Below are 26,632 nucleotides of genomic sequence, written 5' to 3'. Positions count from 1 at the left end.
TTTGCGGCGATCACTCGCCCGTCACTTGCCTTTCATTTGCCTTTGGGCGGGCGGCAATTATAGGCCCTGCGGAACCCGGCGGCCTGCGCGTCCTCCTCGGAGCAGAACCAGCGATCCGGATTGCCGAGGCCCGGATAGCTGCGGCACGCCTGCAAATGATAGATGCCGACATTGCCGGTGACGCGGGCGCGTACGGCATACTTGCCCTTGATGTTGCAGCATGCCGGCATCGGCAGGTCGTCCGGGAAGAGCGCATTGCGGATCTGCGTGTCACGGTCGGCCGGGCAGGCGTTGCCAAGCAGGGCGCCGTCCTTCTTGCCGAGACGAAAATCGCGCGGCGCCACGAAGCAGCCCTTCCATAGTCCCGCACGACCGTCCTTGGCGGTGGCTTGATCCGGCTTGAATCGGCCAGTGGCCGATGTCTCGACGTTGAGGGCGTAGCCCTTCTGCACCATCACCTGGCTGAGGCTGGTCGGGTCACCCTCGAGCTTGCAGACGCCGAGGCGGCGCTTCTTGAAGGTCGGATCGACGCCGATATCGTCGCAATGAATCGGCTTGCCGCCGATCAGCTTTGTGAGCTGGTCGCGCGCTTCAATCCCGCAGGTCCAGACGTCGGCGTGCTCGTCGATGCAGAGCTGGTCGGCCGCCGGCGCGTCGATGCCGTCGAGCCGATAGACCGTGTTGCCGAGCTGAACCGTGCCGGCGTCCTTGACGATCGCCGTGGCCGAGGGGCCAGCGGTCGCAGACAGGGCAGCCGTTGCAGACAGGACAGCGCTCGCGGACAGGCATGTCAGGAGAAGTGTCGTGATGACCGGATTGCGAAACCGCATTTTCTCACTTCAGATTTTTGGCGGGCAGCCGAACTTCTAGCACACGCAGGTACGATCCAACCAAGGCCTGTTCGCACGAGATGCGTGCGCGCCGTCAGATCCCGATCGGCATTCCGCGACGTAGAACGGCCGGACACTGCCATCGATAAGGATGCTGATATGGCCGAGTTCATCATCAACCTCATTGCCGATGTCATCACCGACATCTGGACCCTGCAATGCCTCGCGCGCTGGCGGCGGAAGAGACCAACGGCGCCTCAGGAAACAGCTTCCGAGCAAAGATCCGATTGACTTCATGAGAACAAAATAGGAACATGATGTGCCACCTGAATCCCGGATGCCCCATGATGTCTGCACGGCCCGAATCTGATGACGATGACGGGCTGGAAGCGGCTGTCGATCAGGCGATTTCCGCCTGCGGCGGCAATTTGCGTGCGACCATCCGGGCGCTGATCGTGGCCAATGAATTCCTGGAGAATGAGGTCAGCGAGCTGATGAAGGCCGTCGCGAAGGCGCATTCGCGCGGCCGCTTCAAGACCTATTCGGGCTGAAACACCCCTCAGGCTACCGCCAAGGACTGGGCAAGGATTGGCCACGCCGGGGCCGGGTCTGCATTTGCCTCCGGGGCATTTTGCTGTACCACGGAGCGGTTACGCCCAATCGCCCGTGCCGGATTGCGCGGGGGAGGAATCCTGCCCAAAGCCCAAGCAAGAAGAGCATGTTCAAACGAATCCTGATCGCCAACCGCGGCGAGATCGCCTGCCGGGTCATCAAGACTGCGCGCCGTATGGGGATTGAGACGGTTGCCGTCTACTCCGAGGCCGACCGCGACGCGCTGCATGTCGAGATGGCCGACGACGCCGTGTTGATCGGCCCGCCGGCCGCGGCCGAGAGCTATCTTTTGGTCGACAAGATCGTCGACGCCTGTCGCAAGACCGGCGCGCAGGCGGTGCATCCCGGCTATGGCTTCCTGTCCGAGCGCGAGGCGTTTCCGCGCGCGCTGGAAGCCGCCGGCATCGTCTTCATCGGCCCGAACCCCGGCGCCATCGCCGCGATGGGCGACAAGATCGAATCCAAGAAGGCCGCGGCCAAGGCCAAGGTCTCGACCGTGCCCGGCCATCTCGGCGTCATCGAGGACGCCAAGCACGCCGTCCAGATCGCCGACGAGATCGGCTACCCCGTGATGATCAAGGCCTCCGCCGGCGGCGGCGGCAAGGGCATGCGCATCGCGCATTCGAAGGGCGAGGTCGCCGAAGGCTTCAACCTCGCCAAGGCGGAAGCCAAATCTTCGTTCGGCGACGACCGCGTCTTCGTCGAGAAATTCATCGTCGATCCCAGGCACATCGAGATACAGATCCTCGGCGACAAGCATGGCAACGTGATCTATCTCGGCGAGCGCGAGTGCTCGATCCAGCGCCGCAACCAGAAGGTCATCGAGGAAGCGCCGTCGCCGCTGCTCGACGAGCAGACCCGCCGCAAGATGGGCGAGCAGGCGGTCGCGCTGGCCAAGGCGGTGAACTACGATTCGGCCGGCACCGTGGAATTCGTCGCCGGCCAGGACAAGAGCTTCTACTTCCTGGAGATGAACACCCGCCTGCAGGTCGAGCATCCCGTCACCGAGCTGATTACCGGCATCGACCTTGTCGAGCAGATGATCCGCGTCGCCGCCGGCGAGAAGCTTGCGCTCGCGCAAAAGGACGTCACGCTGACCGGCTGGGCGGTCGAGTCCCGCGTCTATGCCGAGGATCCGTTCCGCAACTTCCTGCCGTCGATCGGCCGCCTGGTGAAATACCGTCCGCCGGCCGAGGCCAGCCATGACGGCATCACGATTCGCAACGACACCGGCGTGCAGGAGGGCGGCGAGATATCGATCCATTACGATCCGATGATCGCCAAGCTCGTCACCCATGCGCCGTCGCGCGCCGCCGCGATCGAGGCGCAGGCGACCGCGCTCGACGCTTTCTATGTCGACGGCATCAGGCACAACATTCCGTTCCTGTCGGCGTTGATGAACCATCCGCGCTGGCGTGAGGGCCGGCTCTCGACCGGATTCATCGCGGAAGAATTCCCCAAGGGGTTTTCGGCGCGCGCGCCGGAGGGCGAGATCGCGCGGCGGCTGGCTGCGGTCGGCGCTGCGATCGACCATGTGCTCGGCGAGCGCAAGCGGCAGATTTCCGGCCAGATGGGCGGCCGCGTGGTGCTGCGCGAGCGCCGCCGCGCGGTGTGGCTCGATCGCGCCGAGATCGCGCTCGACGTCGCGCGCGAGGATGACGCCATCGCGGTGCGCTTCATCGGCACCGATGGGCTGCCCGGCAATCCGCACAATCTGGTGTCGAGTTGGGTGCCGGGCGAGCCGGTCTGGCAGGGCACCATCGACGGCAATTTTGTCGCCGTGCAGGTGCGCGCCATCAACAACGGCTTCCGCCTCGCGCATCAGGGTTTTGAGGTGCCGGTCTATGTCTTCACCGAGACCGAGGCGACCTCGGCGCAGCTGATGCCTGTGGTTTCGGCCGCCGACACCGGCAAGAAGTTGCTGTGCCCGATGCCCGGGCTCGTGGTGTCGATCGCGGTGACCGAGGGCCAGGAGGTCAAGGCCGGCGAGACGCTCGCGGTGGTGGAAGCCATGAAGATGCAGAACGTGCTGCGCGCCGAGCGCGACGGCACGGTCAAGAAGATCCACGCCGCCGCCGGCGCCACGCTCGCGGTCGACGCGCTGATCCTGGAGTTCGCATAAAAGAGCTCCGCCTTCGCGAAGGCTCCGGCGGACCAGTCGTCGCCGGCGCTCTCGCAAGGACGAACAAGGAGTCAGAGACATGGCCTTCCGCAAGCGCCGCGAAGCACTGCGATCGATTCTGAGCGGATCAACCTGCATTCGCCCGGGCTCGGTCTATGACGCGACCTCGATCCGGATCGCGGAAGATCTCGGTTTCGAGCTCGGCATGTTCGGCGGCTCGGTGGCGTCGCTCGCCGTGCTCGGCGATCCCGATATTGCGCTGATCACGCTGACCGAATTCGCCGAGCAGGTACGCCGGATGTCGCGCGCGTCGACCCTGCCTGTGCTGGTCGATGCCGACCACGGCTACGGCAATGCCCTCAACGTTCGCCGCACGGTTCAGGAGGTCGAAGCCGCCGGTGCCGCCGGCCTCACCATCGAGGACACGTTGCTGCCGCAAGCGTTCGGTCAGGCCAAGGCGCAGCTGATCTCGCTCGAGGAAGGCGTCGGGAAGATGAAGGCCGCGCTTGATGGCCGCAGCGATCCGTCGCTCGTCATCCTGGGCCGGACCGGTGCCGTCTCGATCACTGATCTCGATGACGCGGTCATGCGTGCCAAAGCCTATGAGGCGGTCGGCGTCGATGGACTGTTCTTCACCGGCATCAAGTCGCGCGAGGAGCTTGAAGCGCTCTCGGCCGCGACGACACTGCCGATCGTGCTCGGCGGCGCGCCGGAAGAGATGACCGCGCTGGATTATCTGGCAAGCCAGCGCGTCAGAATTGCGCTGCAGGGCCACGCGCCGTTCGCGGCCGCAACCCAGGCCGTCTACGAGACGCTGAAGGCGCTGCGCGAAGGCGCTTCGCCGAAAAGCCTCAAAGGCATCGCCTCGTCCGAACTGACCGGACGGGTGATGCGCGAGGCGGAGAGCAGGGTGCGCAGCGGCGAGTTCCTCGGTCTGAAAAAATGAGCGGCGTGATCCGCCACGTCACGATCAGCGGCCGCGTGCAGGGCGTCGGCTATCGTGCCTGGGTGGACGAGCAGGCGAACGCGCGCGGCCTTGAAGGCTGGGTCCGCAACCGCCGCGACGGCAGCGTCGAGGCGGTGTTCGCCGGAGCCGACAACGTCGTCGCCGACATGATCGCGGCGTGCGGCCGCGGACCGTTCTCAGCACGGGTCGATGCCGTGCACGCCGGGAGTGGCACTTCCGATCTTTTGAACCAGCGCCGGGCAGGGCAGCGGTTCTCGGTCCTGCCGACGGTCTGACGCGTGGTCACGCAACAGCCGTGATCACCAGCGCCTGAATGCGGCCTTCGATCGCGCCGTTGCCGAAGCGGCGCGCGAGCGCCGCTGCGGCATGCTCGGTCGCAGCATCAAGGCCGATACCGCCGCGCGCCTCGATCTCGCCGCGCAGCGGTGAGCCCTGGCAAAATCCGATCGCCGGATCGTGCGGCGCGTTCGCACGGCATTGCTGCGGGACGGTGTCGATCTCGATCTTGCCGAAGCCCGCGGCCGAGAGATCGGCCCGGATCGGGTCTGGCGCGTAGTGGCCATGAGGCGTGCGCGCCAGGAATCGCGGCGGATCGGCCGGGAAGACCTCTGCCAATGCCTGGGTCACCACGTCGGCAAATTCGTTGTCCTCGATGCGATCCCACATGCTGAACAGGAAACGGCCGCCCGGCTTCAGGACACGCCGAGCCTCCGAATAGCCCTTGGGCTTATCGGGGAAGAACATCGCGCCGAACTGGCAGGCGACGACGTCGAAGCTCGCACTGTCGAACGGCAGGTTGAGCGCGTCGGCCTGCCGCCACCTGATATCGGCCCCGTCCGGCATCCGCGATTTCGCCCGTTCGAGCATGGGTTCATTCAGGTCGGTCGCCACGATCCTCGTGTCGCGGCCGAGCGCCGACCACAGCGCACGCGTGACGGCACCGGTGCCCGCGGCCGTCTCAAGCAGGTCGCGCGGGCCGAGTGCCTTGGCGCGTTGCGCCAGGTCGCGTGCGTAGGGTTCAAAAATCATCGGCACGAGCAGCCGGTCATAGAGTTCGGGAATGGAACCGACGAACTCCTTGTCCGACGCTGTCATGGTTGATGCTCCTCGCGTAACTGGGCCGGCAACCGGCTTTCCACAGCGCGGCCCTAGAGTTTTGTGTCCGATCAGCGTGGACGAAGGTTCGGTGGTTACGAAGAAAAAGGCTGCCGTCCGCGATGAGATGGAGTGACGCGTTCGTCACGCCGATCACCGGGCGGACCGCCGCACCGTCGCTCAAGAGCGGCTCCCGGCGCCTCTTGACTTTCGCTCCGAACAATCTGATATTTCTGTCATGACAGAAATAACCGCCAAGAAAAAACTCCCCGCCGCCGTCGAGCGCTTCATCCTGCATTGGGGCGACATGGGCGACCAATGGGGCGTCAACCGTTCGGTCAGCCAGATCCACGGGCTGCTCTACCTCGCCGAGGCGCCGATGACTGCGGAAGACATCGCGGACACGCTCGGCATGGCGCGCTCCAACGTCTCCAACTCGATCAAGGAATTGCTGTCCTGGGGGTTGATCCGGCGGGTGCCGATCCTCGGCGACCGTCGCGACCATTTCGAGGCCGAGACCGATATCTGGGAGGTCGCGGCCAAGATCGCGGCCGGGCGCAAGGAGCGCGAGATCGATCCCGCGCTTGCGGCGTTACGCGCCTGCGTCTCCGACGCGGCCGACGATCCCGCGATCAGCCCGCTCGCCAGCAAGCGGCTGAAGGAGATGCTGACATTCACCGAGCTGGTCGACCGCTGGTACACGCAGATGCTGAACGTGCCGCGGCCGCGCCTGGTCGCGCTGATCAGGCTCGGCGAGAAGATCGTGAGTTTCCTGCCGACAGGCAGAGCCAAATAGGGGCGGCGGCGTAACGGGAGTGTGCGATGGCGTCAGCAAGGATATCGACCTTAAAGACAGCGCCGGCTTCCGATACGAAACTGTTCGACGACCATCGGTTCCGCGCGTTGCTGCCGGATGAAGATTGGGGCCGCCTGCCGGTCGCAATCTGGCGGCGTTTCTCGAAGCGGTTCGAGGACGGCAACACCGTCGTCTATGTCGGCGAGGTCGAGGAAGCCTCGAGCAGCCGCGCCGGCTGGTGGCTGGCACAAGCCGCGCGTCTGATCGGCGGACCGCTGCCGACAGGCACCGAGAGCGGCGTGCCGATGATCGTCACGGTCACCGAGGACGCCGCGAGCGGCGGCCAGGTCTGGACCCGCATCTGCGCGCGCCGCGACGGCTTTCCGCAGGTGATCCATTCCGCCAAGCGCTTTGCCGGGCCGACCGGGCTCGAGGAGTATGTCGGCTTCGGCGTCAGCATGGCGCTGCGAATCGCGGTCGAGCACGAGGCGCTGGTGTTTCACAGCGTCGGCTACTCATTGCAACTCGGTCCGTTTCACCTGCCGCTGCCCGAATGGCTCACGCCCGGCGATCTCACCGTGACTCACTCTGACCTCGGCTGCGGCGACTTCCGCTTCACGCTGGAGATCATCCACCCGCGTTTCGGCCGGCTGATCCGTCAGTCCGCCGTGTTCAGGGAGGCCTCGTCATGACGCCGCTGCTGTGGACTTTGGTCACCATCCAGATCGCGATGGGCGCCTTCGACACCTTCTATCACCACGAATTCACCGAGCGGCTGGCCTGGCGTCCCTCGCAGCGCCATGAGCTGCAGCTGCACAGCGTGCGGAACATGCTCTATGCGCTGCTATTCCTCGTGCTCGGCTGGCTGGAGGTGCACGGCATTCTTGCGCTCGCCGTCATGGCCGTGCTGGTCGTCGAAGTGGTCATCACGCTGATGGATTTCGTCGAGGAGGATCTGAGCCGGAAGCTGCCGCCGAGCGAGCGGATCAATCATACGCTGCTGGCGATCAACTACGGCGCCATTCTGGTGCTGCTGGTGCCAGTCCTGATCGGCTGGGCGATGCTGCCGACTGCTGTGGTGCCGGCCTCCGCGGGCCTACTAAGCGTGTTCGCAACGGCTGCGGCCTTCGGCGCCGCGCTGTTCGGTGCGCGCGACTTCGCCGCTGCCAGGCGGCTGGGACGTATGGTCAGCGGGCCGGCCGCCACCCTGGTCGAGAAATTGCCGGCGCCGCAGACCGTGCTCATCACCGGTGCGACCGGTTTCATCGGCAGCCGCCTGGCCGCAAGCCTCACCGCATCAGGCCATCAGGTGATTGCGCTGATCCGCAATCCGGCGAAGGCCGAGATGCTGTCGCCGCCGGTGACGCTGATCACGAGCCTCGACCAGCTGCCTGCCGATAGCAAGATCGACGCCATCGTCAATCTCGCGGGCGAGCCGATCGGTAACGGTCTATGGACTGAAGCCAAGCGCCGCAAGATCGTCGCCTCGCGTGTCGACATGACGGCCGAGGTGATCAGGCTGATCGCGCGGCTCGAACGCAAGCCGGCGGTACTGGTGAGCGGGTCTGCGATCGGCTGGTACGGGCTCTGGCAGGACCAGGTGCTGACGGAGTCTGCGAAATCCCATGCCTGCTTCAGTCACGAACTGTGCGAGGCCTGGGAGAATGCGGCGAAGCCAGCCGCCGATCACGGCGTACGCGTGGCGTATTTGCGGACCGGTCTCGTGGTCGGCACCGATGGCGGCTTCATCACGCGGATGCTGACGCCGTTCGAATTCGGTCTCGGCGGCCCGCTCGGCTCCGGCAAGCAGTGGATGTCATGGATCGAGCGTGACGATCTGGTGCGCTTGATCGCGCATGTGATCGCGAAACCTGAACTATCTGGCCCGATCAACGCGACGGCGCCGATCCCGGTGACCAATACGAAGTTCACCGAGGAGCTGGGGCGGCGCCTGCATCGGCCCGCGATCTTCCGCGTGCCGGCCGCGCTGCTTCGCGCAGTCGGCGGCGACTTCGCCAACGAGCTCCTGCTTGGCGGCCAGCGCGTGCTGCCGAACAAGGCGCTCAGCAACGGCTTTGTGTTCCGGCACGAAACCTTGCGCAGCGCGTTCGATGCGATCTTGTGAGGAGGGCGACATGTCTGACGACGGTTGTCGTGCATTTGGAGGTTGGCTCGCCGGATGCGGAGCCGCAACTGCGGTTCTCTCCGGCGTTGTCCAGACCCTCTTGATGGTCGCATCCGGCGGCGACATCATGAGGCTGCTGGGAGGCGCCATCGCGCTTTTGCTTCCCACATTCCTGGTTCTCGTCATCACATGTGTGCTGACCGCGATTCCCGCAGCGATCGTGATCTGGCTGAGCAAGGAGTTGGAAATCCGATCCGCGGGGTTCTTCGCCGTTGCAGGTGCGGCGATCGGCGCATTGAGCATCACGGTGCTGCTGCGGTCTCCGGCCGTCTGGACATCCGGATTTGTCTGCCTGTTCGCCGCTGCCGGATTTGCCGCGGGCCTGACCTACTGGTTTGTCGTGAGAGAGCTGGAAGCCGCCGAGCATTCCTCGTGATGCCGCTGAGCTATGCTCGCACTACGCCGCCGACGCCACACTCCGGAACGTCGCTGCCAACGTCCGTAATGCGGCGAGCTTCGCGGGATCGCTGACCTTCGAATGCAGCATCACCTTTGAGGTACCAAGCCGCGGCAGCTTGTGCGTGGGCCCGATGTCGATCAGGCCAGGCGGCGCGATGCGGCGGACGAGCGGTGCGACGGCAAGGCCAGCGAGCGCGGCTGCGACCACCGCGGTGACGCCGCCGCCGACGAAGCCTTCGGTCCACGCGATGCCGGCCTTGTCGAGCGAGCGGACGGCGAGGGCACGCACCCCACAAGGCGGCGCCAGCGTTGCCAGCGGCAGCGCATCGCCGCGCGGCCAGACGAAGCGCTTGGCGGCGAACCAGCCGAATTCGTCTTCAGTCAGTTTCTCGCCGCCACGCCGGCTGCCTTCCTGGCGTACGATCACGGCGTCGAGTTCGCCCGCATCGTAGGCGTCGAGCATCTCGCGCGAGAAGCCGATGGTCACGGCGAGTGCAAGCTGGGAGGCCATTGCGTGCAGGCGCTCCAGCAGCGGCACGAGCTCCGGACCAGCGGCGTGATCGCTGATCCCGAGCGTGAGTTGCTGCCGCGCCGGCTTCTCGCCGGAAAGTGCGCGGTCATGCACCTCAATCAGTGCGCGGGCGTGATGCAGGAACGCCGCGCCATCGGCCGTGAGCCGCACCGCGCGCGGCGAACGCTCGACCAGCCGCTTGCCGAGCACGGTTTCCAGACGCTGCAATTTCATGCTGATCGCCGCCTGCGTGGTGCCGAGCGCCTCGGCAGCACGGGTGAAGCCCTGCAGCTCGGCGACGAGGAGGAACGCCTGCACGGTGTCGATATCGAGCGTCGTCATGATTAACAAACGTTATCATTATTATCAATATAGATAAGATACCATGATGATGCGCAAAGGTCTAGCTAGAGGAGGCGCGATTGACCCGCGCCAACCGAATTCAAGGAGACCGATCATGCCGCTCATCACCGTCACCTATGCGACCTCTCGCGAGAGGCCGTCGCTGAAGTCCGACATCGCCGCGGCCGTGTCGGAGCTGACCGCAGGGATTCTGCACAAGGACCCCAAGGTCACGGCAATCATCGTGAAGTCCGCCGACGCCGCCGACTGGTTCGCCGGCGGCAAGTCGCTCGCCGAGCAGGGGCTCGCGAGCTACTGGCTCGACGTCCACGTCACCGAAGGCACCAACACCAAGGACGAGAAGGCGGCCTATCTCGCGGCGCTGTTCAAGCGGATGGGCGAATTGCTCGGCCCGCTCCACACCGAGAGCTACGCCCATGTCGACGAGGTGAAGGGCGATGCCTATGGCTTCGGCGGCCTGACCCAGGAGCGCCGCTACATCGCCGGCAAGCTCGAGGTCGCGCCCCAGAAGGCGGCGTGAGCCGATCGGTTCATCGCTCCGGCCACAGCCCCTTGGACTGTAGCCGCTGCTTGAATCCCAGCAGGGTTCGCGGTCGAAAGTCCTCATATTCGGCCGGCAAGTTCTGCGGAGGCAAATGACCTACGATCCATTCATCAATGAAGGGAGCAAGGGCGGCCAGATCATCCCTCGAGATCGATTGCAGGGCCACGATCTGGTCGCTGCTGAGCGTCGACGCCTTGGCTGCGAGGCGTTGGCCCTCGCGGCCGGAAAGCTTTTGCGCAGACCAGACCATCAATTGCTGGACGACATTGACTTCGTCGTAGGTTTTGAACCGGACCTCTCCTCGCACGCGCATAAGCGTCACGACCGCGCCCGCCACACAAAGGGCTCCGAGGATGACCGTGCCTGCAAACCACATACGATCGCTCGGCTCCTGGATGCGCGCCTTAAACCGAAGCGTCACTGTGGCGTGGGGCAGATGCTTCCGACAGGTCGACGTCTACGCCGCCGAACACCTCGGAAAATGCCTGCCGGAGCGCGATGTCGACATCCGCCATCGTGACCGGTAGTCCGAGATCGACCAGCGAGGTGACGCCGTAGCGCGGATCGACCACGCCGCAGGGCACGATCGCCTGGAAGTGGGAGAGGTCGGGCTCGACATTGATCGCGATGCCGTGGAACGAGACCCAGCGGCGCAGCCGCACGCCGATCGCGGCGATCTTGTCCTCGTGACCCGGCCCCTTGTCCGGGCGCCGCACCCAGACCCCGACGCGGTCCTCGCGGCGCTCGCCGCGGACGTTGAAGGCGGCCAGTGTGCGGATGATCCATTCCTCCAGCGAGGCGACATAGGCGCGCACATCCGGCCGGCGCCGCTTCAGGTCCAGCATCACATAGGCAACGCGCTGGCCCGGGCCGTGATAGGTGACCTGGCCGCCGCGGCCGCTCTGGAAGGTCGGAAACCGCGGGTCGAGCAGGTCATCGGCCTTGCCGCTGGTGCCGGAGGTGTAGAGCGGCGGATGCTCGAGCAGCCACACCAGTTCCGGCGCCGAGCCCTCGGCGATCGCGGCCACCCTTGTGTCCATCGCGGCGAGAGAATCGGGGTAGGGCACCGGACGGTCCGAGATCCGCCATTCGACCGCGTCGCCGGCCGAAGGGCGCGCAAAGGTCGTCAAATCGAGGCTTTGGCGGTCGTTAACCATTGGCTAACCCTAACGTGGTCAGGTGAATCCACAATTTAGTTCCAGTTCGGCGGTTCAGAAGTGCCCACCCTCGATAAAGTCAGCGTCGATCTCATGGTGGTCCTCGGCACGACCACCATGCCGATCCACCAGGTCATGCGGCTGTCCCGCGGCGCCATCATCGAACTGGATGCCACCGAGGCCGACGAGGTCAAGATACTCGCCAACAACCTGCCGGTGGCCAGCGGCGTCGTCCTGGTCGACCGCAACCGGATTGCGGTCGAGGTCAAGCAGATGCTGCCGAAATCTCCCGGGGTTCGCAGCTAATTCATGCATCAAGCGCCTTGTCCCTGCATGCATGATTTGTTACATGGCCCCCTCGATGCGGCGGCGCCTTAGGGTTCCATCCGACATCCCTAGCGCTCGTGGCGGAATTGGTAGACGCGCTGCCTTGAGGTGGCAGTGGGTAACACCGTGGGGGTTCGAGTCCCTCCGAGCGCACCACACCTCAGCTGATCCTTGAAATTGCTGGATTTTTCGACGAACTGGCCGTACCGGCCCCGCGCCGCCGGTCAGGCCCGACGAGCGCCGGCGGGTGACGTCGAGGCGCCGGTCGATGCGGTCCTGTAACACCGGTCAGGTAGTTTCGTCGGGTGTATGGCCTCGTGGGCGTGGCGCTGCCGACCGGAGGCCGCCGCTTCTCCCGATCGCTCGGCCGCAAGCCAGCCCCACCCGGAGCCACTGATGATCTTTGCCAGCTACGCCTACCGTATCCTCTCCAACTTCGTGTTCCTGGGGCTGGTCTATTTCACGCTGAACCTGCTGGAAAAATACGAGCAGCGCGCGACGGTCGCGATCCTGGTCCTGGTCTACGCAACTATGCATGCGCTCTCCGGCCTGCGCTCGTTCTATTTCTTCCAGCGAATCGAGCGCCTCGAAGGCGAGACGCGGCGGCTGGCGGCTGCGGCCGGCGAGGGGCCGAATGCCGTGGCTTCGCGCAAGCAGATCGTCGCCGACGTCACCGCGCTCAGGCATGCCGGCGAGATCAAATCCTATATCGACATCTTCTTCCTGGCGCTGGTGATCCTGCTCTGCGTCGCCAAGATCGTGGTCAGCTAGATCGCGGCTCTAGTCAGGTACGCGCTTGCCGGCCGCCGAGGCCTCGGCGCGCGGGGTGCGCTTCGCGACGTGGACCGACGCATTGCTCGCGGTCGGCGGCGCGACACGCAGCGGCGCGCCGTGAAGCCGGCCGTGGGCCGCAGCGGGGAGCTGATGCGCGGCCTGCTTCGGGTGCCTGGCCTGGCGCGCTGACATCGCCTGCGCGCGCGGTGCGCCGACGCCAGCTGCCGCGCGCTGTGCCAGACGGCGTTCGGCCGCCGAGCGGGCCGCCAGCAGGGTCACGTCCAGCGCCTCGGGAATGCGAAACACGTCGGCGCCCGGTATCGGCAATGTCGAGGCCGACGCCAGCTGGGCAGGCTGCGGCTGCGGCCACAGCGTGCGGACGGATGCGCCGACGCGCGCGCGCTGCGCGTGATCGAGGACGTCGGCATCGCGCCAATCCATATCGGCAAACACCGGCGCCGGCAGCGTCCGCGTCGCGGTGAAGACGAAGTTCGGAATTTTCGGCCAGCGCGTGATCGCGACCGTCTCGGTCGGCGGACGCATGAACCATTGCTGCGGTTCGGTCGGCGTCGCCGGACGGTCCGCTGTCGCCGGCACGACATGGACGATGCGGTAGCCGCGCTCCTTCAGCGTGTTCAGGATGCGCGGCAGTGCCGCGACGGTGCGCGGCTGGATGTCGTGCAGCAGCAGGATGCCCTTGTGCTTGGCCTCGATCCGCTGGATCGCGAGGTCGTAGACCCGCTGCGGCGAGATGTGGCGCCAGTCGTCAGCCGGGAAGTCGGCGCTCCAGACCTGGATGCCCTGCGACGCCAGATAGGCTTCGGGGATCTCGGCGCGCATCAGGCCGGGGATCCGGAAGAACGGCGCCAGCTTGCTCTTGTCGCCGTTGAGCGCGGCGAGCGTCGAGGCGATGCCGTCGTCGACCTCCTGCCGTACCTTTTCGAGCGGCATCTTGTTCATCGTCAACGGATGATTCTGGCTGTGCGTGCCGACGGTATGTCCGGCGGCGATCAGCTTGCGCACGCCCTCCGGATTGAATCGGGCCTGGGAGCCGATGGTGAAAAAGGTCGCCTTGACGCACTGGCTGGCGAGAATGGCCAGCACCTGGTTGCTGTATTTCGGCAGCGGTCCGTCGTCGAAGGTCAGCACCACCTCGTGATCGGCGAGCGGCAGCGTCTCCGGATACTGCATGGTGCCGATCCGCGGATGCGCGGTGGGATCGACGACGAGGGTCCGCGAGGTGCCGAGTGCGTTGGGGTTACCAGGGCAATCCGCGGCAAGGGCGGCCTGCGGCGTCATGAAGCAGCAGCCCAGCAGCGCCGCGCCGATCACGGTCCGCGACCGCTTCCGGATCATCACCAGGACGTCTGCAATCATCGATCTCGGCCGCATTCCAAACGCACTGACGAATCCTTAAGGACGGCCCCATGAATGCCGCCTTAACGGTCTGTAATCCACCTTGGGTGCCGGGTTCAATGTGTCCGGTCGGACACGGTCTTCATCGCCGCCGGGATGATGTGGACGACGTGATAATTATGCTCCTGCAGGTACCTTAGGAAGGCGGGCAGCATCTCGGCTGTTCGCATTTGCGGGTCGTGCAGCAGGATAATTCCCTTGCGATGGCCCTCGAGCCGCCCGGTGAGCAGCTTTAGTTCCTCCTCGGGGGTCATCTTGTTCCAATCGCTGGCCCAGAAATCGGCGCCGAAGACCGCGATACCGCGCTTTTCCATGCGCTCGAGCAGGGCGGGCGTCGATTCGAAATAGGGGAACCGGAAGAACGGCGTGCTCGGGACCGTGCTCGCGGTACCGCGCAGGGCCGTCTGGACTGCTTCGATCCCCCGATTGATGTTCGCCTCGGCCTGATCCGTCGGCATTTTGTTGAGATGCGGATGGTCCCAGCTGTGATAGCCGATGCTGTGGCCGAGGCGTGCGATCTTACGGACCATGTCGGGATGATCGGCCGCATTGCGGCCGACCATGAAGAAGGTGGCCTGCACGCATTCGGTTGCCAGTGCCGTCAGCACCTTGTCGGTGACGCCAGGTGTCGGCCCGTCGTCGAAGGTCAGCACGACCTCGCCATCCCGCAGCGGCAGGGTCTGCGGAAAGCTCTTCTGTCCCACGCGCGGATAGGTCGCGGGGTCGACCTCGAGCACACGCGAGGTGCCGAGCGCGTCCTTGCGCGGGCATTCGGCGGCCTTCGCCGAGCTAATCAGCGCGACAGGTGCGAGCGCGATCAGCGCAAGCGGCGCGATCGAGATCAGCGCCGCGACAATGTTCAGGATCGGTCGCGGTGCGCTCGACATCTTTCTCATTGCACTGGGCCCCACCGATTAGGTAATCCGTTCCGCACTCATCAGAGCAGTTTTTCCCCTCCTGTCAAACCGGCGAAACACGGCATGGCCGAGAATATCGACGTTGCCGAACCCGCCGAGGCCGACCCGCTCGCCCGGATGCCGATGCGGGACGAGGAGGGCCAGCTCCGCCCCGAATTCGTCGCTGGCATCACCCGGGCCATCCGCCGGGCCCAGCTCACCCAGCTCGAATTCGCCGCCAAGCTCGGCGTGCCGGTCGAGACCATCCGCAACTGGGAGCAGGGCAAGCGCGCCCCGCGGGGACCCGCCCGCGCGCTGCTCGCGGTGATCGCCCATTCGCCGGAGACGGTGTTCGCCGCGCTGTCGAGCGAGCCGACCGCGGCGTGAGCGGGTAGGTCGCGCTCCGCCGTCATTATCAGCCAATTGATCGAATTCACGCGCCATATTCGCAACCGTCGTCTTGGCGAAAGCCAAGACCCATAACCACCGCATGTGGTGTTGAGCGGGATTGTCGCCTCAGCGTCGCGCAGCAATGACCATTTGGGGTAATGGGTCTTGGCTTTCGCCAGGACGACGATGAGGATGGTTCTCGCGCGATACGACGCACCGTCATTGCGTACCTCATCTCGGTGTCATCGCCCGGCTCGACCGGGCGATCCAGTATTCCAGAGACGCCGGTGCTCGAATCGAAAGCCGCGGCGTACTGGATCGCCCGCATGCGCGGGCGATCCAGTGTGGGTGGGGGCAGCTTCGCATTCTCGCGACATGATTTGTCCGAGCTTTGCATCTCGTTTCGCCCTCTCTCTTAAAGAGGGCGCAGGGAACGCCAGGTGCCGGTGCGGGCCGGCCGCAACGAGACGGAAGGACCTTCGCCGCTGCTTGTGAAGCGCGAGGCTTGGTCTTGCGGCGAGCAGCGCCAAGTGCTCCCGGCACCGCATCATGGGGCTTGCCAGGAAGGCGGTTTGGCCGCTTTAATCGAAGGATTGCAGTACGTTCTTATTTGAAGCGTGGATTTTCCCCATGAAGGCCATCGAGCAAATCATTGCCGGCTATGTGTCGCTGAAGAATCGTCAAGCGCTGGAACAGCTCAGAGACCATCGCCAACAACTATTGGACGATGTTCGAACACACAGCGTTCCCGGTTTCAGGCCATCGGTCGTGAATGAGACTCTCTCCGAGGAGATCGAGCTCATCGAGGGAGCGTTGGCTCGCTTCGACGGGGACGGATAGCTCGCGAGCGGAGCGCCAGGCCAGCTGGTCATCGTTGTTCTGCGATTGCGACAGACTTCTATTTGGGAGGTACGCATGATCGATCAGAGAACTGCGCCTTATGCTGCCCTTTTGCTCCGCGTTACGCTTGCCGGACTTTTCATTGCCCATCTCTACGGCAAATGCGTGCTCAAGCCGATTAGCCTGTGGTGGAACGGCCTTTCCAAACTCGGTTATCCGGAATGGGTTCTTGCCTATGCCTTAAGCGCCGAATTCGGATCGGCGCTTCTGCTGCTGCTCGGCATCTATACGCGCTGGGTGAGCATCTACGCGATCCCGATGATGCTGGGCGCAACCCACTTCTGGATGCTTCGAAAGGGCTACTGGTTCACGGAAGCGGGCTGGGAGATGCCGTTGGTGTGGGCGATCATGCTGGCCGTCCAGGCGCTGCTGGGCGACGGAGCGTTTGCGGTGAAGGTGCCCAAGCTGCCTTGGGAGCGCCGGCTTCTGCCAACGACAGCCTGACGGCTTCGCGAGGGGCGCGCGACCGGCGCGGGCCCGCCATGCGGTCACATCCATCAACCGCAGCAAGGCTGATTGGCTTTCGGCGCGCAGCAGGATTGCTGTTCCTGCAGCCATTGGTCGCGCGGCTTGCAACTCGACGGGCGCGCCGAGAGATAGACGCGGATCGCGGCGTCGCCCGTATCCATGCGTTCCGCGCGATAGATTTGCATCGGCCGGACGCCATCGCTGACCTCAAAGGTCAGCTTGGCTTGCGGATCGAAACCGACGGCCTCGTCGACCTTGCGGATGATCGCGAGAAATCTCCCGGCCGGCATGTGGCCTCGGTTTTCCTCTTCGATGTCCCAGAGCTGAATGAAGGTCTCGCTCCAGCTCTCGGGGTTCGCGCCGCAATCGAGCCCTCTGAATAAGCCGGTCTTGACCTCGGTCACGTGGTAGCTCGGGCGGACATCCCGCCCGTCGTAACTGAAGATCAGCGGCTTCTCCTTGTGCGCCTCGAGGCTGGAAAGGAGGGCGGCAGATGAAAGCTCTTCCACCGCGAGCAGGGCGCCGACGGTCGATCGGGTATTGGCAAGCGTGGTCATGGCTGCTATCCTAATTTCAATGATTATTGAATTATAGGATTATCGAAAGATGGAGGAGCGTCAAGCCCGAACCGCCTTCGCCGCGCTGTCGCAGGAAACGCGGCTGCGGATCGTGCGGTTGCTGGTCCAGACCGGTCCCGATGGCATTGCGGCAGGGGCGATCGCCGAGGCGGTCGAAGTATCGCCGTCCAACGTGTCGTTCCACCTGAAGGACCTCGAGCATGCGGGCATGATCGTGCCACGCCGCGAGGCGCGTTCGATCATCTACTCGGCGGATTACACCGGCTTGCGCGATCTCATCGCCTTCCTGATGAAGGATTGCTGCGCCGGCCATCCGGAAATCTGCGCGCCGGCGCTTGCCGATGCCCAGTGCAGGCCTGCGACGGCCAAGAAGAAGGCGCGCGCCTGATGCACGGCTTCGACCTGCCGCGGCGCCTGGCGGCCGAGGGCCTCGGTACCTTGCTGCTGGTCACAACCGTCGTCGGCTCCGGCATCATGGCCGAGACCTTGACCAAGGACGTAGCGTTGGCGTTGCTCGGCAACACCCTTCCGACCGGCGCCATTCTGGTGGTGTTGATCACGATTCTCGGACCAATATCCGGCGCGCATTTCAATCCGGCGGTCACGCTGGTCTTCATGCTCAAGGGCGAACTCCGCCCGCCCCATGCCGCGCAGTACATTGCGGCGCAGGTGCTCGGGGGAATCCTCGGTGCAATGGTCGCGCATGCCATGTTCGGCCTGCCGCTCCTGGAGTTCTCCGCCAAGGCAAGGACAGGATTTCCGCAGTGGTTTGCGGAATTCATTGCCGCGTTCGGACTGGTCGCAACGATCATCGGTGGCCTCCGGTTTCGTGAGGCCGCAATTCCATGGCTGGTCGGGCTTTACATCACGGCCGCGTACTGGTTCACCGCATCCACGTCGTTCGCCAATCCGGCGGTCGCCATCGCGCGATCGTTTACCGACACGTTCTCCGGCATCCGCGCGCAGGATCTGCCGGGATTCATCGTCGCCGAGGTTCTGGGAGCCATGGTCGCGCTGGCATTCATGAGCTGGCTGCTGCGGGGCGCCGAAACCACAGAGGAAGTCACCCGATGACGATCACGATCTACCACAATCCCGCTTGCGGCACGTCGCGCAACACCCTGGCGATGATCCGCCAAAGCGGGGAGGAGCCCGAGGTCGTCGAATATCTCAAGACTCCTCCCTCGCGCGACGCGCTGATCGCGCTGATCGCCGCCATGGGCATGACGCCGCGCGCGCTGCTCCGCGAGAAAGGCACGCCCTATGCCGCGCTCGATCTCGCCAATCCGAAATGGAGCGACGACGAGCTGATCGATTTCATGATGGCGCATCCGATCCTGATCAACCGGCCGATCGTGGTCTCGCCCAAGGGCGTGAAGCTGTGCCGACCGTCCGAGGCCGTCCTTGATCTCCTCGCCGTTGCCGACATCGGCCGGTTCGTCAAGGAAGACGGCGAAGTGGTCTTGCCCAGGAAGCCGGGTGCGCACGCCGGATGAGCCGCCGTGCAGATAACGTCCTGATCGTCGCGCTCGGCACCACGCAAACCCTGGCCTGGGCGTCGAGCTACTATCTGCCCGCGATTCTCGCGGACCCTATTGCGCGCGACCTCGGCATATCGACGAACTGGCTGTTCGCCGCGTTCTCGATGGCGCTCGTGCTATCAGGACTGCTCGGCCCGCGCGTCGGTCGCCAGATCGACCGCATGGGCGGGCGCGAAGTGCTCTGCGCGTCCAACCTGATTCTGGCGTCCGGTCTGATCCTGCTCGGGCTTTCGCAGGGTACCGTTCTGATGGCCGCAAGCTGGCTGTTGCTCGGCGTCGGCATGGGCCTCGGCCTGTACGATGCGGCCTTCGCGGCGCTCGGGCGCATTTACGGCAACACCGCGCGCCGCTCCATCACCGGCATCACCCTGATCGCCGGGTTTGCCAGCACGATCGGCTGGCCGCTCACCGCGTGGGGCCTCGCAACCATCGGCTGGCGCTGGACCTGCTTCGGCTGGGCGGCGGCGCATATTCTCATTTGCCTGCCGCTCAACGCCTTCCTAGTCCCCAAGCTGAAGAGCGAGCACCGGATCGCAGCCGACACGCCCAAGCCGCATATTCCGATCGACCGCGCGATGGTGCTGCTTGCCTTTGCCTTCGCGGCGGCCTGGAGCGTCACGTCGGCGATGGCGGTGCATTTGCCGCGAATTCTGGAGGCGTTGGGCGCGACGCAAACGCAGGCGATTGCGGCAGGCGCATTGATCGGCCCGGCGCAGGTAGCGGCACGGATTGTCGAAGCGAGCCTGCTCAAGCGCTTCCATCCGTTATGGTCGGCGCGATTGGCCTGCATCACGCACCCCTTGGGCGCCTGCGTCATCGGCCTGTTCGGCGGAGGCTTCGCCGGCATCTTCGCGTTGCTGCATGGTGCCGGAAACGGCATCCTCACCATCGCGCGCGGCACGCTGCCGCTGGCGATCTTCGGTCCGAAGGATTACGGCTACCGCTTGGGGCTGCTCGGCGCGCCGTCACGGCTGTCTCAAGCCGTCGCACCGCTGGTCTTCGGATTCCTGATTGCGCCGCTCGGTGGCTATACGTTCGCGGTCACGTCGGCTCTCAGTCTGGCTGCGCTCCTGGCATTGTTCGCACTCAAGACCGAGCCGAAGACCCCTTCGCAGTAGCGTCGCGACTCTTCATCCGCTGAACCGTCTCGATGAAGGCCTTGATGATCGGCGAGTGGTCGCGGCCGCTGTGATGGGCGATGCTGTACTGGGTCTTGATGGTGCGGTCGCTGATCTCGAGCGCACGCAGGTTCGGGTGCGGCACGAATTCGAAGTCGGCGACGACGCTGATGCCGAGGCCGCGCTCGACTGCCTTCCACACGCCCTCGCGGCTCTCGATCTCGAACACCGGCTCGATCTGGATGCCCTCGGCCTGCATCGTAGCCTCGAAGGCGCGCCGGGTGGTCGAGCCGCGCTCGCGCAGCACGATGGGCTGGTCGGCGAGCTCGCGCAGCCTGACCGACTTCCGCTTGAACCAGGGATGATCGCGGTTGACGAACACGATCACGCGATGCGTCCGGTAGGGGATCATGGTGACGCGCGGGTCTTCCGGCACCTCCGCCAGGATCGCGACGTCAGCCTCGAAATTGACGATGTGACGAAGCGTGCGTTCGGAATTGCCGAGCAGGGTCGAGATCTGCACCTCGGGATGATCGCGCTTGAACGCGGCGATGATCTCGGTGGCATGAAACGGCCCGACGGTCGCGACCCGAAGGTGCCCCTTGGTCGCCTTGCCGTGCGCGGCCAATAGTTCGTGCGCCTCGTCGCAGAACGTCATGATGCCGCGGGTGATCTCGAACAGCGCGCTGCCTGCTTCGGTGAGCTCGGTGTGCCGCGGCCTGCGGATCAAAAGCTCGACGCCGTAGGTCTCCTCCAACTCCTTGACCTGGATGGTCAGCGTCGGCTGCCCGACATTGAGAACACGCGAGGCCGCGGTGAAGCCGCCATGGGCGGCGACCGCATGGAAGGCGCGAAGCTGGCTGAATACTATTGACATAATCAATAGAGCGCATCCGAAGAATGAATTTGTCAATAGCAGCCGGCGCCGACCTTCGCGCCAAATGGAGGACGCGCGGATGGACTGGAGTTATTCCAACCCGGTAAGGATCGAATTCGGAGCCGACAGCTTCGACAAGCTGCCGGCGTTGATCGGCAAGCGCGCCTATGCGCTGGTGACCTATGGCGAGCCGGTCTTCGCCGAACTCGAGCGGCGGCTGCGCGCCGCGGCGGGGGCTTCGGTTCTAACCATCCGCGACGTCGCGCCCAATCCGGACTACCGCCTGCTCACCGAGCAGACCGCGCGCTTTGCCGGGCTCGCCAGGCAGCCCGAGGTGATCGTCGCGCTCGGCGGCGGCTCGGTGATCGATTCCGCAAAAGTGTTCGCGGCCGCCGGCGGCGACTTCGCGATCGTCAAAACCTATCTGGAGACGCAGCAGGGCGCCGATCGGCTTTCGGCGATCCCGATCATCGCGGTGCCGACCACCGCGGGCACCGGCAGCGAAGTGACGTGCTGGGGCACGGTGTGGGACGAGGCCAATGGCAAGAAATACTCGCTGGCGCGGCCGTCGCTCTATCCGACCCATGCGGTGATCGATCCCCGCCTGATGCTCGGCAAGCCACAGCTTCTCACCATCAGCACCGGCCTCGACGCGCTGTCGCATGCGCTCGAGAGCATCTGGAACGTCAACAACAACCCGGTGTCGGCCAATCATGCGGTGGCGGCGGCGCGCGGCGTGCTCGACGTGCTGCCGAAGCTCGCCAATGATCTCGGCAATCTCGAGCTGCGCAGCCGGATGGCGCAGGCGGCGCTGTTCGCAGGCCTTGCGTTCTCCAACACCAAGACCGCGATCGCGCATTCGCTGTCCTACCCGATCACGCTGCGGCATGGCGTGCAGCACGGCATCGCCTGCTCGTTCTCGCTGCCGATGGTGCTGCGCAGCGTGCGCGGGGCGGGCGGGCTTTGCGAGGACAGCCTCCGGCAGATTTTTGGCGCCGATCTGGCGCGCGCCGCCGACGATCTCGAGGACTTCATGGCGCGGCTCGGCATCTCCTGCAATCCGGCCGCCTACAGGATCGACCGTGCGGAATGGCACGCGCTGATCGCGGATTCGCTCGAGGGCGAGCGCGGCCGCAATTTTCTGGGGTCGAAGGAACGGCTGATCGAGGCATCGCAGACGCTGCGGATGCCGAGCGCGGCGAGCGCGTGACGACGGCATAGTGACACGGAGAGATATCATGCAGGACAATCGCAAAACCATCACTGTCAACGGACGCCGCTACGACGCGCCGACGCGGCCGACGGTCGTGATCTGCCTTGACGGTTCGGAGCCCGGCTATGTCGAGCAGGCGATCGAGGCAAGCGTCGCGCCGACCTTCGCGCGCTTCATGAAGGACGGGGCGCATGTCCATGCCGCCAGCGTGATCCCGAGCTTCACCAATCCGAACAACCTTTCGATCATCACCGGGCGGCCGCCCGCGGTGCACGGCATCGCCGGCAATTACTTCTACGACACGGCGAACGACGCCGAAGTCATGATGAACGATCCGAAATTCCTGCGCGCGCCGACGATCCTCGCCGGTGGCCATGACGCCGGTTACAAGGTGGCCGCCGTTACCGCCAAGGACAAGCTGCGCACCTTGCTCGCCTACGGGCTCGACTATGCGAGCGGCCGCGCCATCGCGTTCTCGTCGGAGAAGGCCGACCAGGCCACCAAGGCCGCTAACGGCATCGACAACGTGCTCGATTTCGTCGGCCTGCCGCTGCCCGAGGTCTATTCGGCCGACTTGTCGCGCTTCGTGTTCGCGGCCGGTGTCAAGCTGGTCGAGCGGCATCGTCCGGACCTGATGTATCTGTCGACCACCGACTACATCCAGCACAAGGTCGGGCCCGGCACCAAGATCGCCAACGACTTCTACGCGATGATCGACGGCTATCTCGCCAGGCTCGACGCGCTCGGCTGCAACATCGTGGCGACCGCCGACCACGGCATGAACGACAAGTTTTTGCCCGACGGCAAGCCCGACGTGATCTACCTCCAGGACGTCATGGATGACTGGACGGGGAAGGGCGCCGCAAGGGTGATCCTGCCGATCACCGATCCCTATGTCGCCCATCACGGCTCGCTCGGCTCGTTTGCGACGATCTACACGCCCGATGGCGCCGACGCCGACACGCTGCTGATGCGGCTGCGCGACATCAAGGGCATCGAGGTGGCGCTGTCGCGCAAGGATGCCTGCGCGCGGTTCGAGCTGCCGCCCGACAGGATCGGCGACATCGTCGTGATCTCGACCAGGCACAAGGTGCTCGGCACCAGCGCATCGCGCCACGATCTATCCGGGCTGACCGAGCCGCTGCGCTCGCATGGCGGGCTGACCGAGCAGCGGGTACCGCTGATCGCCAACCGCAAGATCGTGCTGCCCGCCGGGCACGCCTTGCGCAATTTCGACGCCTTCGACGTCGCGCTCAACCGCATCCAGTGACATCCGGACTTGAGGACACCACCATGAACATCCAGAGCCCGGCCGTTCGCCACGAGCAGATGCGCATCGCAGGCAGCCTCATCGACACCGACGAGCATGTCGAGGTCTTCAATCCTTACACCAACAAGGTGGTGGGCACCGTCCCGGCGGCGCGGCCCGAGCACGTGCGCAGCGCCTTTGCCAGGGCGGCCGCGTTCAAGCCGAAGCTGACGCGTTACGAGCGCCAGCGCATCCTGCTGCGCACCGCCGAGATCCTGGCGGGCCGCAAGGAGGAATTCGCGCGGCTGATCACCGCCGAGTCCGGCCTGTGCTGGAAGGACTCGCTCTACGAGGCCGGCCGCGCCTACGACGTATATTCCTTTGCCGGGCAGCTCGCGATCAAGGACGACGGCGAGACGTTTTCCTGCGACATCAGCCCGCAAGGCAAGGCGCGCAAGATCTTCACGACGCGGACGCCGCTGCTCGGCGCGATCTCGGCGATCACGCCGTTCAACCATCCGCTCAACATGGTGAGCCACAAGATCGCGCCCGCGATCGCCACCAACAACCGCGTGGTGCTGAAGCCGACCGAATTGACGCCGCTGACCGCGCTCGCGCTCGCCGACGTGCTGTACGAGGCCGGGCTGCCGCCCGAGATGCTGTCGGTCGTGACGGGCAATCCGCATTCGATGGGCGATGCGATGATCACCGATCCGGATGCGGATCTCGTGACCTTCACCGGCTCGGTCAGGGTCGGCAAGCACATCGCCGACAGAGCCGGCTACAAGCGGCTGGTGCTCGAGCTCGGCGGCAACGATCCCCTGATCGTGATGGAGGACGCCGACCTCGAGAAGGCGGCCGAGCTTGCGGTCACTGGGGCGACGAAGAATTCCGGCCAGCGCTGCACGGCCGTGAAGCGCATCCTCTGCGTCGAGGCGGTCGCTGACGATTTCGCAGCCCTGGTGCTGAAGAAGGCACGCACCCTGAAGTGCGGCGATCCGATGGACCCGACGGTCGATGTCGGCACCGTGGTCCATGAGGGCGCGGCCAGGGAATTCGAGCGCAGGGTCAACGCCGCCGTCGACGACGGCGCCGAGCTCCTGCACGGCAACGATCGCAACGGCGCGCTGTATCCGCCGACGGTGGTCGACCGGATTCCCTACACCAGCGAGCTCGTGATGCAGGAGACCTTCGGGCCTGTCATCCCGATCATTCGGGTGCCCAACGACATCGAGAGTGTGATCCGGATTTCGAACGCGACCGCGTTCGGCCTGTCGTCCGGTGTCTGCACCAACCGGCTCGACTACATCACGCGGTTCGTCAACGAGCTCGACGTCGGCACCGTCAACATCTGGGAAGTGCCGGGCTACCGGATCGAGATGTCGCCGTTCGGCGGCATCAAGGACTCCGGCCTTGGCTACAAGGAAGGCGTGCAGGAAGCGATCAAGAGCTTCACCAACGTCAAGACCTATTCGCTGCCCTGGCCGGTCTAGGGACGTGCTTCGATCCGAAGGGAGGGCCGCACGCGCGCAACAAGAACGGCGCGGCGGTCGAGGGTGAACAAGAAAACAATCATCAGGGGAGGATGCAATGTCGATCACGTTCAGTCCGTCGGGCGTCGGCTCGGTCGGAGTCCAGAATCCGGAGCTTGCGACATCGTTCCGCCGCGCGCAGTGGCGGATGCTGTTCGCGGCGATGTTCTGCTATCTGTTCTTCTACACCGGGCGGCAAACCTTCGGCTTCGCCATTCCCGGCATCCAGGCCGAGTTCGGCGTCAGCAAGGAGGCGCTGGGCTGGGCCAGCGCGGCGCTATTGTGGTGCTACGCGGTCGGGCAGGCCATCAACGGCAATCTCGGCGACAAGTTCGGCGGCCGCCGCGTGATGAGCGCGGGCGCGATCCTCTCCTTCATCATGAACTGGGCCACCAGCGTCTCGACCGGCATCGTCAGCCTCACCGCGTTCTGGGGCATCAACGGCTATTTCCAGTCGATGGGGTGGGCGCCGGGCAGCCGCCTGCTGTCGAACTGGTGGGGCCGCCATGAGCGCGGCACGGTCTACGGGCTCTATACCTTCGCGGCCGGTCTCGCCTCGGTGCTGTCGTTCGTCACCTCGCTGGTGGTGGTCGGCTATTTCCAGCTCGACTGGCGCTGGATCTTCCGCATTCCGGTGGTGCTGCTGCTGCTCGGCGGCATCGCGTTCTATCTGATCGCGCGCGAGAAGCCCGAGGACATGGGCTTTGCCTCGCCGCACGACGAGGCCGACGACGTCACGGCAACCGAGGCCGCGGTCGACGCCAATGAGGGCTCCCTCGCGCGCTACAAGGCGGTGCTGTCGAACTGGCGCCTCTTGGTCGCCGGCGTCTCGATCGGCTTCCAGAACGCGGCGCGCTACGGGCTCTTGGTGTGGGTGCCCGTGCACTTCCTCGGCAGCAACTGGGCCAAGGCTGGTGCGACCTCGGCGATCGATCCGCGCTGGATCAGCATCGCGCTGCCGGTCGGCATGGCGGTCGGCGCGTTCAGCAACGGCTGGGTCTCGGACAAGGTGTTCGGCTCGCGCCGCTACCTTGCCATCGTGCTCTACATGGTGCTCGCCGCGGTCACCGCGCTGTGCATGTACGCGATCCCGACCACCGAGGTCTATCTCGGCATGACGGTGCTGTTCCTGTGCGGCTTCTTCACCTACGGCCCGCAATCCTCGTTCTGGGCGCTGTGCCCGGATCTGGTCGGCCACAAGCGGGCAGGGACCGCGACCGGGGTGATGAACTCCTTCGCCTATCTGTTCGCCGGTCTCGGCGAGCCGATCATCGGTCACTTCATGGACAAGCATAACCAGACGTCGCTGGTGTTCCTCGTCGTCGCGGTCTGCGCGACCTCCAGCGCGGTGGTGGCAGCCTTCATCCGCCGCTAGCTCATTCATATGCGTCCTGGGCATCTGCCCGGGACGCCGCCGTCAGGGCATCTTGTAGCCCGGATGAGCGAAGCGATATCCGGGGTTGCTGTGATCCCGCATGTCGCTTCGCTCATGCGGGCTACGCACTTTCTTGCAGCAGCGGAACGCCGCCGCGCGCGAGCGCTGGAGCCCAAATACCGCGCCAATTCGCTGAAATCGCCTGGCCGAGCCGGCGAACTGACGCCCAATCCCTGATCACCAACTGCTCAATCACAAGGCTGATTCATAAAAATATGACGCGACATCAATATATTACATAAAGTTGCATGCAGAATGCAAAATGTGCTTGTCGCCTCGCGCGGCTTGAAGCAGACTTTGCGCGGGGCAGGAGAGGCCAAAGACCTTCGATGACGCG

Annotated in this window: 32 protein-coding genes and 1 tRNA gene; 24 read left to right on the top strand and 9 right to left on the bottom strand. The window is 65.0% G+C overall.

The window, feature by feature from the left end:
* Positions 1-32: 32 nt before the first annotated feature.
* Positions 33-830 carry a thermonuclease family protein gene (locus ACVIGA_RS02810; RefSeq protein WP_456665208.1) on the bottom strand — a complete coding sequence of 266 codons (798 nt, stop codon included), beginning with the start codon at positions 828-830 and terminating at the stop codon, positions 33-35.
* Between the two features lie 159 nt (positions 831-989).
* On the opposite strand from ACVIGA_RS02810, the gene ACVIGA_RS02805 reads away from it, so the two are divergent.
* The 5 genes from ACVIGA_RS02805 (at position 990) to ACVIGA_RS02785 (ending at position 4,806) form a co-directional block, all read left to right on the top strand.
* Positions 990-1,121, top strand: coding sequence for a hypothetical protein (locus ACVIGA_RS02805; protein ID WP_263009971.1), 132 nt, complete (start codon positions 990-992; stop codon positions 1,119-1,121).
* A gap of 53 nt (positions 1,122-1,174) precedes the next feature.
* A complete protein-coding gene (locus tag ACVIGA_RS02800; RefSeq protein ID WP_016840474.1) occupies positions 1,175-1,381 on the top strand; it encodes a hypothetical protein in 207 nt (68 codons plus the stop codon).
* Positions 1,382-1,548: 167 nt separating this feature from the next.
* Positions 1,549-3,564, top strand: a complete 2,016-nt coding sequence (locus tag ACVIGA_RS02795) for an acetyl-CoA carboxylase biotin carboxylase subunit (protein WP_456665207.1) — start codon at positions 1,549-1,551, stop codon at positions 3,562-3,564.
* A gap of 79 nt (positions 3,565-3,643) precedes the next feature.
* On the top strand, positions 3,644-4,510 hold the full coding sequence (locus tag ACVIGA_RS02790) for an isocitrate lyase/PEP mutase family protein (RefSeq protein ID WP_456665206.1): 867 nt from the start codon (positions 3,644-3,646) through the stop codon (positions 4,508-4,510).
* Positions 4,507-4,806: an acylphosphatase gene (locus tag ACVIGA_RS02785; RefSeq protein WP_456665205.1), complete on the top strand. Its 300-nt coding sequence runs from the start codon at positions 4,507-4,509 to the stop codon at positions 4,804-4,806. The genes ACVIGA_RS02790 and ACVIGA_RS02785 overlap by 4 nt, the downstream gene beginning before the upstream one ends.
* A 7-nt stretch (positions 4,807-4,813) precedes the next feature.
* Here the strand turns inward: ACVIGA_RS02785 and ACVIGA_RS02780 are convergent, their stop codons facing one another.
* Complete coding sequence (locus ACVIGA_RS02780; RefSeq protein WP_456665204.1) at positions 4,814-5,626, bottom strand: class I SAM-dependent methyltransferase; 813 nt, start codon at positions 5,624-5,626, stop codon at positions 4,814-4,816.
* A 238-nt stretch (positions 5,627-5,864) separates the two neighbouring features.
* Between ACVIGA_RS02780 and ACVIGA_RS02775 the strand changes: the two genes are divergently transcribed.
* The 4 genes from ACVIGA_RS02775 to ACVIGA_RS02760 are packed head-to-tail and all read left to right on the top strand — an operon-like array spanning position 5,865 to position 8,983.
* Positions 5,865-6,422 (top strand): GbsR/MarR family transcriptional regulator, encoded by a 558-nt coding sequence (locus ACVIGA_RS02775; RefSeq protein WP_420964468.1) that lies wholly within the window; start codon positions 5,865-5,867, stop codon positions 6,420-6,422.
* Positions 6,423-6,448: 26 nt separating this feature from the next.
* Positions 6,449-7,114: a DUF4166 domain-containing protein gene (locus tag ACVIGA_RS02770; RefSeq protein ID WP_456665203.1), complete on the top strand. Its 666-nt coding sequence runs from the start codon at positions 6,449-6,451 to the stop codon at positions 7,112-7,114.
* Positions 7,111-8,547: a TIGR01777 family oxidoreductase gene (locus ACVIGA_RS02765; protein WP_456665202.1), complete on the top strand. Its 1,437-nt coding sequence runs from the start codon at positions 7,111-7,113 to the stop codon at positions 8,545-8,547. The genes ACVIGA_RS02770 and ACVIGA_RS02765 overlap by 4 nt, the downstream gene beginning before the upstream one ends.
* 10 nt (positions 8,548-8,557) lie before the next feature.
* Positions 8,558-8,983, top strand: coding sequence for a hypothetical protein (locus tag ACVIGA_RS02760; RefSeq protein WP_456665201.1), 426 nt, complete (start codon positions 8,558-8,560; stop codon positions 8,981-8,983).
* 21 nt (positions 8,984-9,004) lie between these two features.
* On the opposite strand, the gene ACVIGA_RS02755 is transcribed toward ACVIGA_RS02760, so the two are convergent.
* The gene (locus ACVIGA_RS02755) at positions 9,005-9,862 is read right to left on the bottom strand and encodes a LysR family transcriptional regulator (RefSeq protein ID WP_456670724.1); all 858 of its coding nucleotides are present in this window, start codon (positions 9,860-9,862) and stop codon (positions 9,005-9,007) included.
* Between the two features lie 112 nt (positions 9,863-9,974).
* Here ACVIGA_RS02755 and ACVIGA_RS02750 point away from each other — a divergent pair, with 112 nt between their 5' ends.
* Entirely contained in the window at positions 9,975-10,400 is a 426-nt protein-coding gene (locus tag ACVIGA_RS02750; RefSeq protein WP_456665200.1) for a tautomerase family protein, read from the top strand.
* Positions 10,401-10,410: 10 nt separating this feature from the next.
* Here the strand turns inward: ACVIGA_RS02750 and ACVIGA_RS02745 are convergent, their stop codons facing one another.
* Complete coding sequence (locus tag ACVIGA_RS02745; protein WP_456665199.1) at positions 10,411-10,800, bottom strand: hypothetical protein; 390 nt, start codon at positions 10,798-10,800, stop codon at positions 10,411-10,413.
* A gap of 28 nt (positions 10,801-10,828) precedes the next feature.
* Positions 10,829-11,581 carry a lipoyl(octanoyl) transferase LipB gene (gene lipB / locus ACVIGA_RS02740; RefSeq protein ID WP_456665198.1) on the bottom strand — a complete coding sequence of 251 codons (753 nt, stop codon included), beginning with the start codon at positions 11,579-11,581 and terminating at the stop codon, positions 10,829-10,831.
* A 60-nt stretch (positions 11,582-11,641) separates the two neighbouring features.
* Here lipB and ACVIGA_RS02735 point away from each other — a divergent pair, with 60 nt between their 5' ends.
* The 3 genes from ACVIGA_RS02735 (at position 11,642) to ACVIGA_RS02725 (ending at position 12,679) form a co-directional block, all read left to right on the top strand.
* A complete protein-coding gene (locus ACVIGA_RS02735; protein WP_021080574.1) occupies positions 11,642-11,887 on the top strand; it encodes a FliM/FliN family flagellar motor switch protein in 246 nt (81 codons plus the stop codon).
* A 92-nt stretch (positions 11,888-11,979) separates the two neighbouring features.
* Positions 11,980-12,064, top strand: a tRNA-Leu gene (locus ACVIGA_RS02730).
* A 240-nt stretch (positions 12,065-12,304) separates the two neighbouring features.
* On the top strand, positions 12,305-12,679 hold the full coding sequence (locus ACVIGA_RS02725) for a hypothetical protein (protein ID WP_456665197.1): 375 nt from the start codon (positions 12,305-12,307) through the stop codon (positions 12,677-12,679).
* A 9-nt stretch (positions 12,680-12,688) separates the two neighbouring features.
* Here the strand turns inward: ACVIGA_RS02725 and ACVIGA_RS02720 are convergent, their stop codons facing one another.
* Entirely contained in the window at positions 12,689-14,059 is a 1,371-nt protein-coding gene (locus ACVIGA_RS02720) for a polysaccharide deacetylase family protein (protein ID WP_456665196.1), read from the bottom strand.
* Between the two features lie 95 nt (positions 14,060-14,154).
* A complete protein-coding gene (locus tag ACVIGA_RS02715; protein ID WP_456665195.1) occupies positions 14,155-14,994 on the bottom strand; it encodes a polysaccharide deacetylase family protein in 840 nt (279 codons plus the stop codon).
* 84 nt (positions 14,995-15,078) lie between these two features.
* On the opposite strand from ACVIGA_RS02715, the gene ACVIGA_RS02710 reads away from it, so the two are divergent.
* From ACVIGA_RS02710 to ACVIGA_RS02700, 3 genes are all read left to right on the top strand, one after another.
* Positions 15,079-15,381 carry a helix-turn-helix domain-containing protein gene (locus ACVIGA_RS02710; RefSeq protein WP_456665194.1) on the top strand — a complete coding sequence of 101 codons (303 nt, stop codon included), beginning with the start codon at positions 15,079-15,081 and terminating at the stop codon, positions 15,379-15,381.
* 633 nt (positions 15,382-16,014) lie between these two features.
* Positions 16,015-16,224 carry a hypothetical protein gene (locus ACVIGA_RS02705; protein WP_223967455.1) on the top strand — a complete coding sequence of 70 codons (210 nt, stop codon included), beginning with the start codon at positions 16,015-16,017 and terminating at the stop codon, positions 16,222-16,224.
* Positions 16,225-16,299: 75 nt separating this feature from the next.
* Positions 16,300-16,728: a DoxX family protein gene (locus ACVIGA_RS02700; protein WP_456665193.1), complete on the top strand. Its 429-nt coding sequence runs from the start codon at positions 16,300-16,302 to the stop codon at positions 16,726-16,728.
* A 53-nt stretch (positions 16,729-16,781) separates the two neighbouring features.
* On the opposite strand, the gene ACVIGA_RS02695 is transcribed toward ACVIGA_RS02700, so the two are convergent.
* Positions 16,782-17,309 carry a DUF6428 family protein gene (locus tag ACVIGA_RS02695; protein ID WP_456665192.1) on the bottom strand — a complete coding sequence of 176 codons (528 nt, stop codon included), beginning with the start codon at positions 17,307-17,309 and terminating at the stop codon, positions 16,782-16,784.
* Positions 17,310-17,358: 49 nt separating this feature from the next.
* Between ACVIGA_RS02695 and ACVIGA_RS02690 the strand changes: the two genes are divergently transcribed.
* The 4 genes from ACVIGA_RS02690 to ACVIGA_RS02675 are packed head-to-tail and all read left to right on the top strand — an operon-like array spanning position 17,359 to position 19,989.
* Positions 17,359-17,718, top strand: coding sequence for an ArsR/SmtB family transcription factor (locus ACVIGA_RS02690; protein WP_456665191.1), 360 nt, complete (start codon positions 17,359-17,361; stop codon positions 17,716-17,718).
* Positions 17,718-18,404 (top strand): aquaporin, encoded by a 687-nt coding sequence (locus ACVIGA_RS02685; RefSeq protein ID WP_456665190.1) that lies wholly within the window; start codon positions 17,718-17,720, stop codon positions 18,402-18,404. The genes ACVIGA_RS02690 and ACVIGA_RS02685 overlap by 1 nt, the downstream gene beginning before the upstream one ends.
* The gene (arsC, locus tag ACVIGA_RS02680) at positions 18,401-18,826 is read left to right on the top strand and encodes an arsenate reductase (glutaredoxin) (RefSeq protein ID WP_456665189.1); all 426 of its coding nucleotides are present in this window, start codon (positions 18,401-18,403) and stop codon (positions 18,824-18,826) included. The genes ACVIGA_RS02685 and arsC overlap by 4 nt, the downstream gene beginning before the upstream one ends.
* Complete coding sequence (locus ACVIGA_RS02675; RefSeq protein WP_456665188.1) at positions 18,823-19,989, top strand: MFS transporter; 1,167 nt, start codon at positions 18,823-18,825, stop codon at positions 19,987-19,989. The genes arsC and ACVIGA_RS02675 overlap by 4 nt, the downstream gene beginning before the upstream one ends.
* On the opposite strand, the gene ACVIGA_RS02670 is transcribed toward ACVIGA_RS02675, so the two are convergent.
* Positions 19,958-20,866, bottom strand: coding sequence for a LysR substrate-binding domain-containing protein (locus tag ACVIGA_RS02670; protein WP_456665187.1), 909 nt, complete (start codon positions 20,864-20,866; stop codon positions 19,958-19,960). The genes ACVIGA_RS02675 and ACVIGA_RS02670 overlap by 32 nt on opposite strands.
* A 79-nt stretch (positions 20,867-20,945) precedes the next feature.
* Between ACVIGA_RS02670 and psrA the strand changes: the two genes are divergently transcribed.
* The 4 genes from psrA to ACVIGA_RS02650 all read left to right on the top strand — a co-directional run bounded on the left by psrA (position 20,946) and on the right by ACVIGA_RS02650 (position 26,235).
* Entirely contained in the window at positions 20,946-22,076 is a 1,131-nt protein-coding gene (psrA, locus tag ACVIGA_RS02665; protein WP_456665186.1) for an iron-containing alcohol dehydrogenase PsrA, read from the top strand.
* A gap of 25 nt (positions 22,077-22,101) precedes the next feature.
* Entirely contained in the window at positions 22,102-23,349 is a 1,248-nt protein-coding gene (gene phnA, locus ACVIGA_RS02660) for a phosphonoacetate hydrolase (protein WP_456670723.1), read from the top strand.
* Positions 23,350-23,372: 23 nt separating this feature from the next.
* Positions 23,373-24,821, top strand: a complete 1,449-nt coding sequence (phnY, locus tag ACVIGA_RS02655; protein WP_456665185.1) for a phosphonoacetaldehyde dehydrogenase — start codon at positions 23,373-23,375, stop codon at positions 24,819-24,821.
* A gap of 97 nt (positions 24,822-24,918) precedes the next feature.
* The gene (locus ACVIGA_RS02650) at positions 24,919-26,235 is read left to right on the top strand and encodes an MFS transporter (RefSeq protein WP_456665184.1); all 1,317 of its coding nucleotides are present in this window, start codon (positions 24,919-24,921) and stop codon (positions 26,233-26,235) included.
* Positions 26,236-26,632 lie beyond the last annotated feature (397 nt).

This window comes from Bradyrhizobium sp. USDA 3240 (genome assembly GCF_054063295.1).
This window is presented reverse-complemented; position numbering and strand designations above follow the sequence as displayed.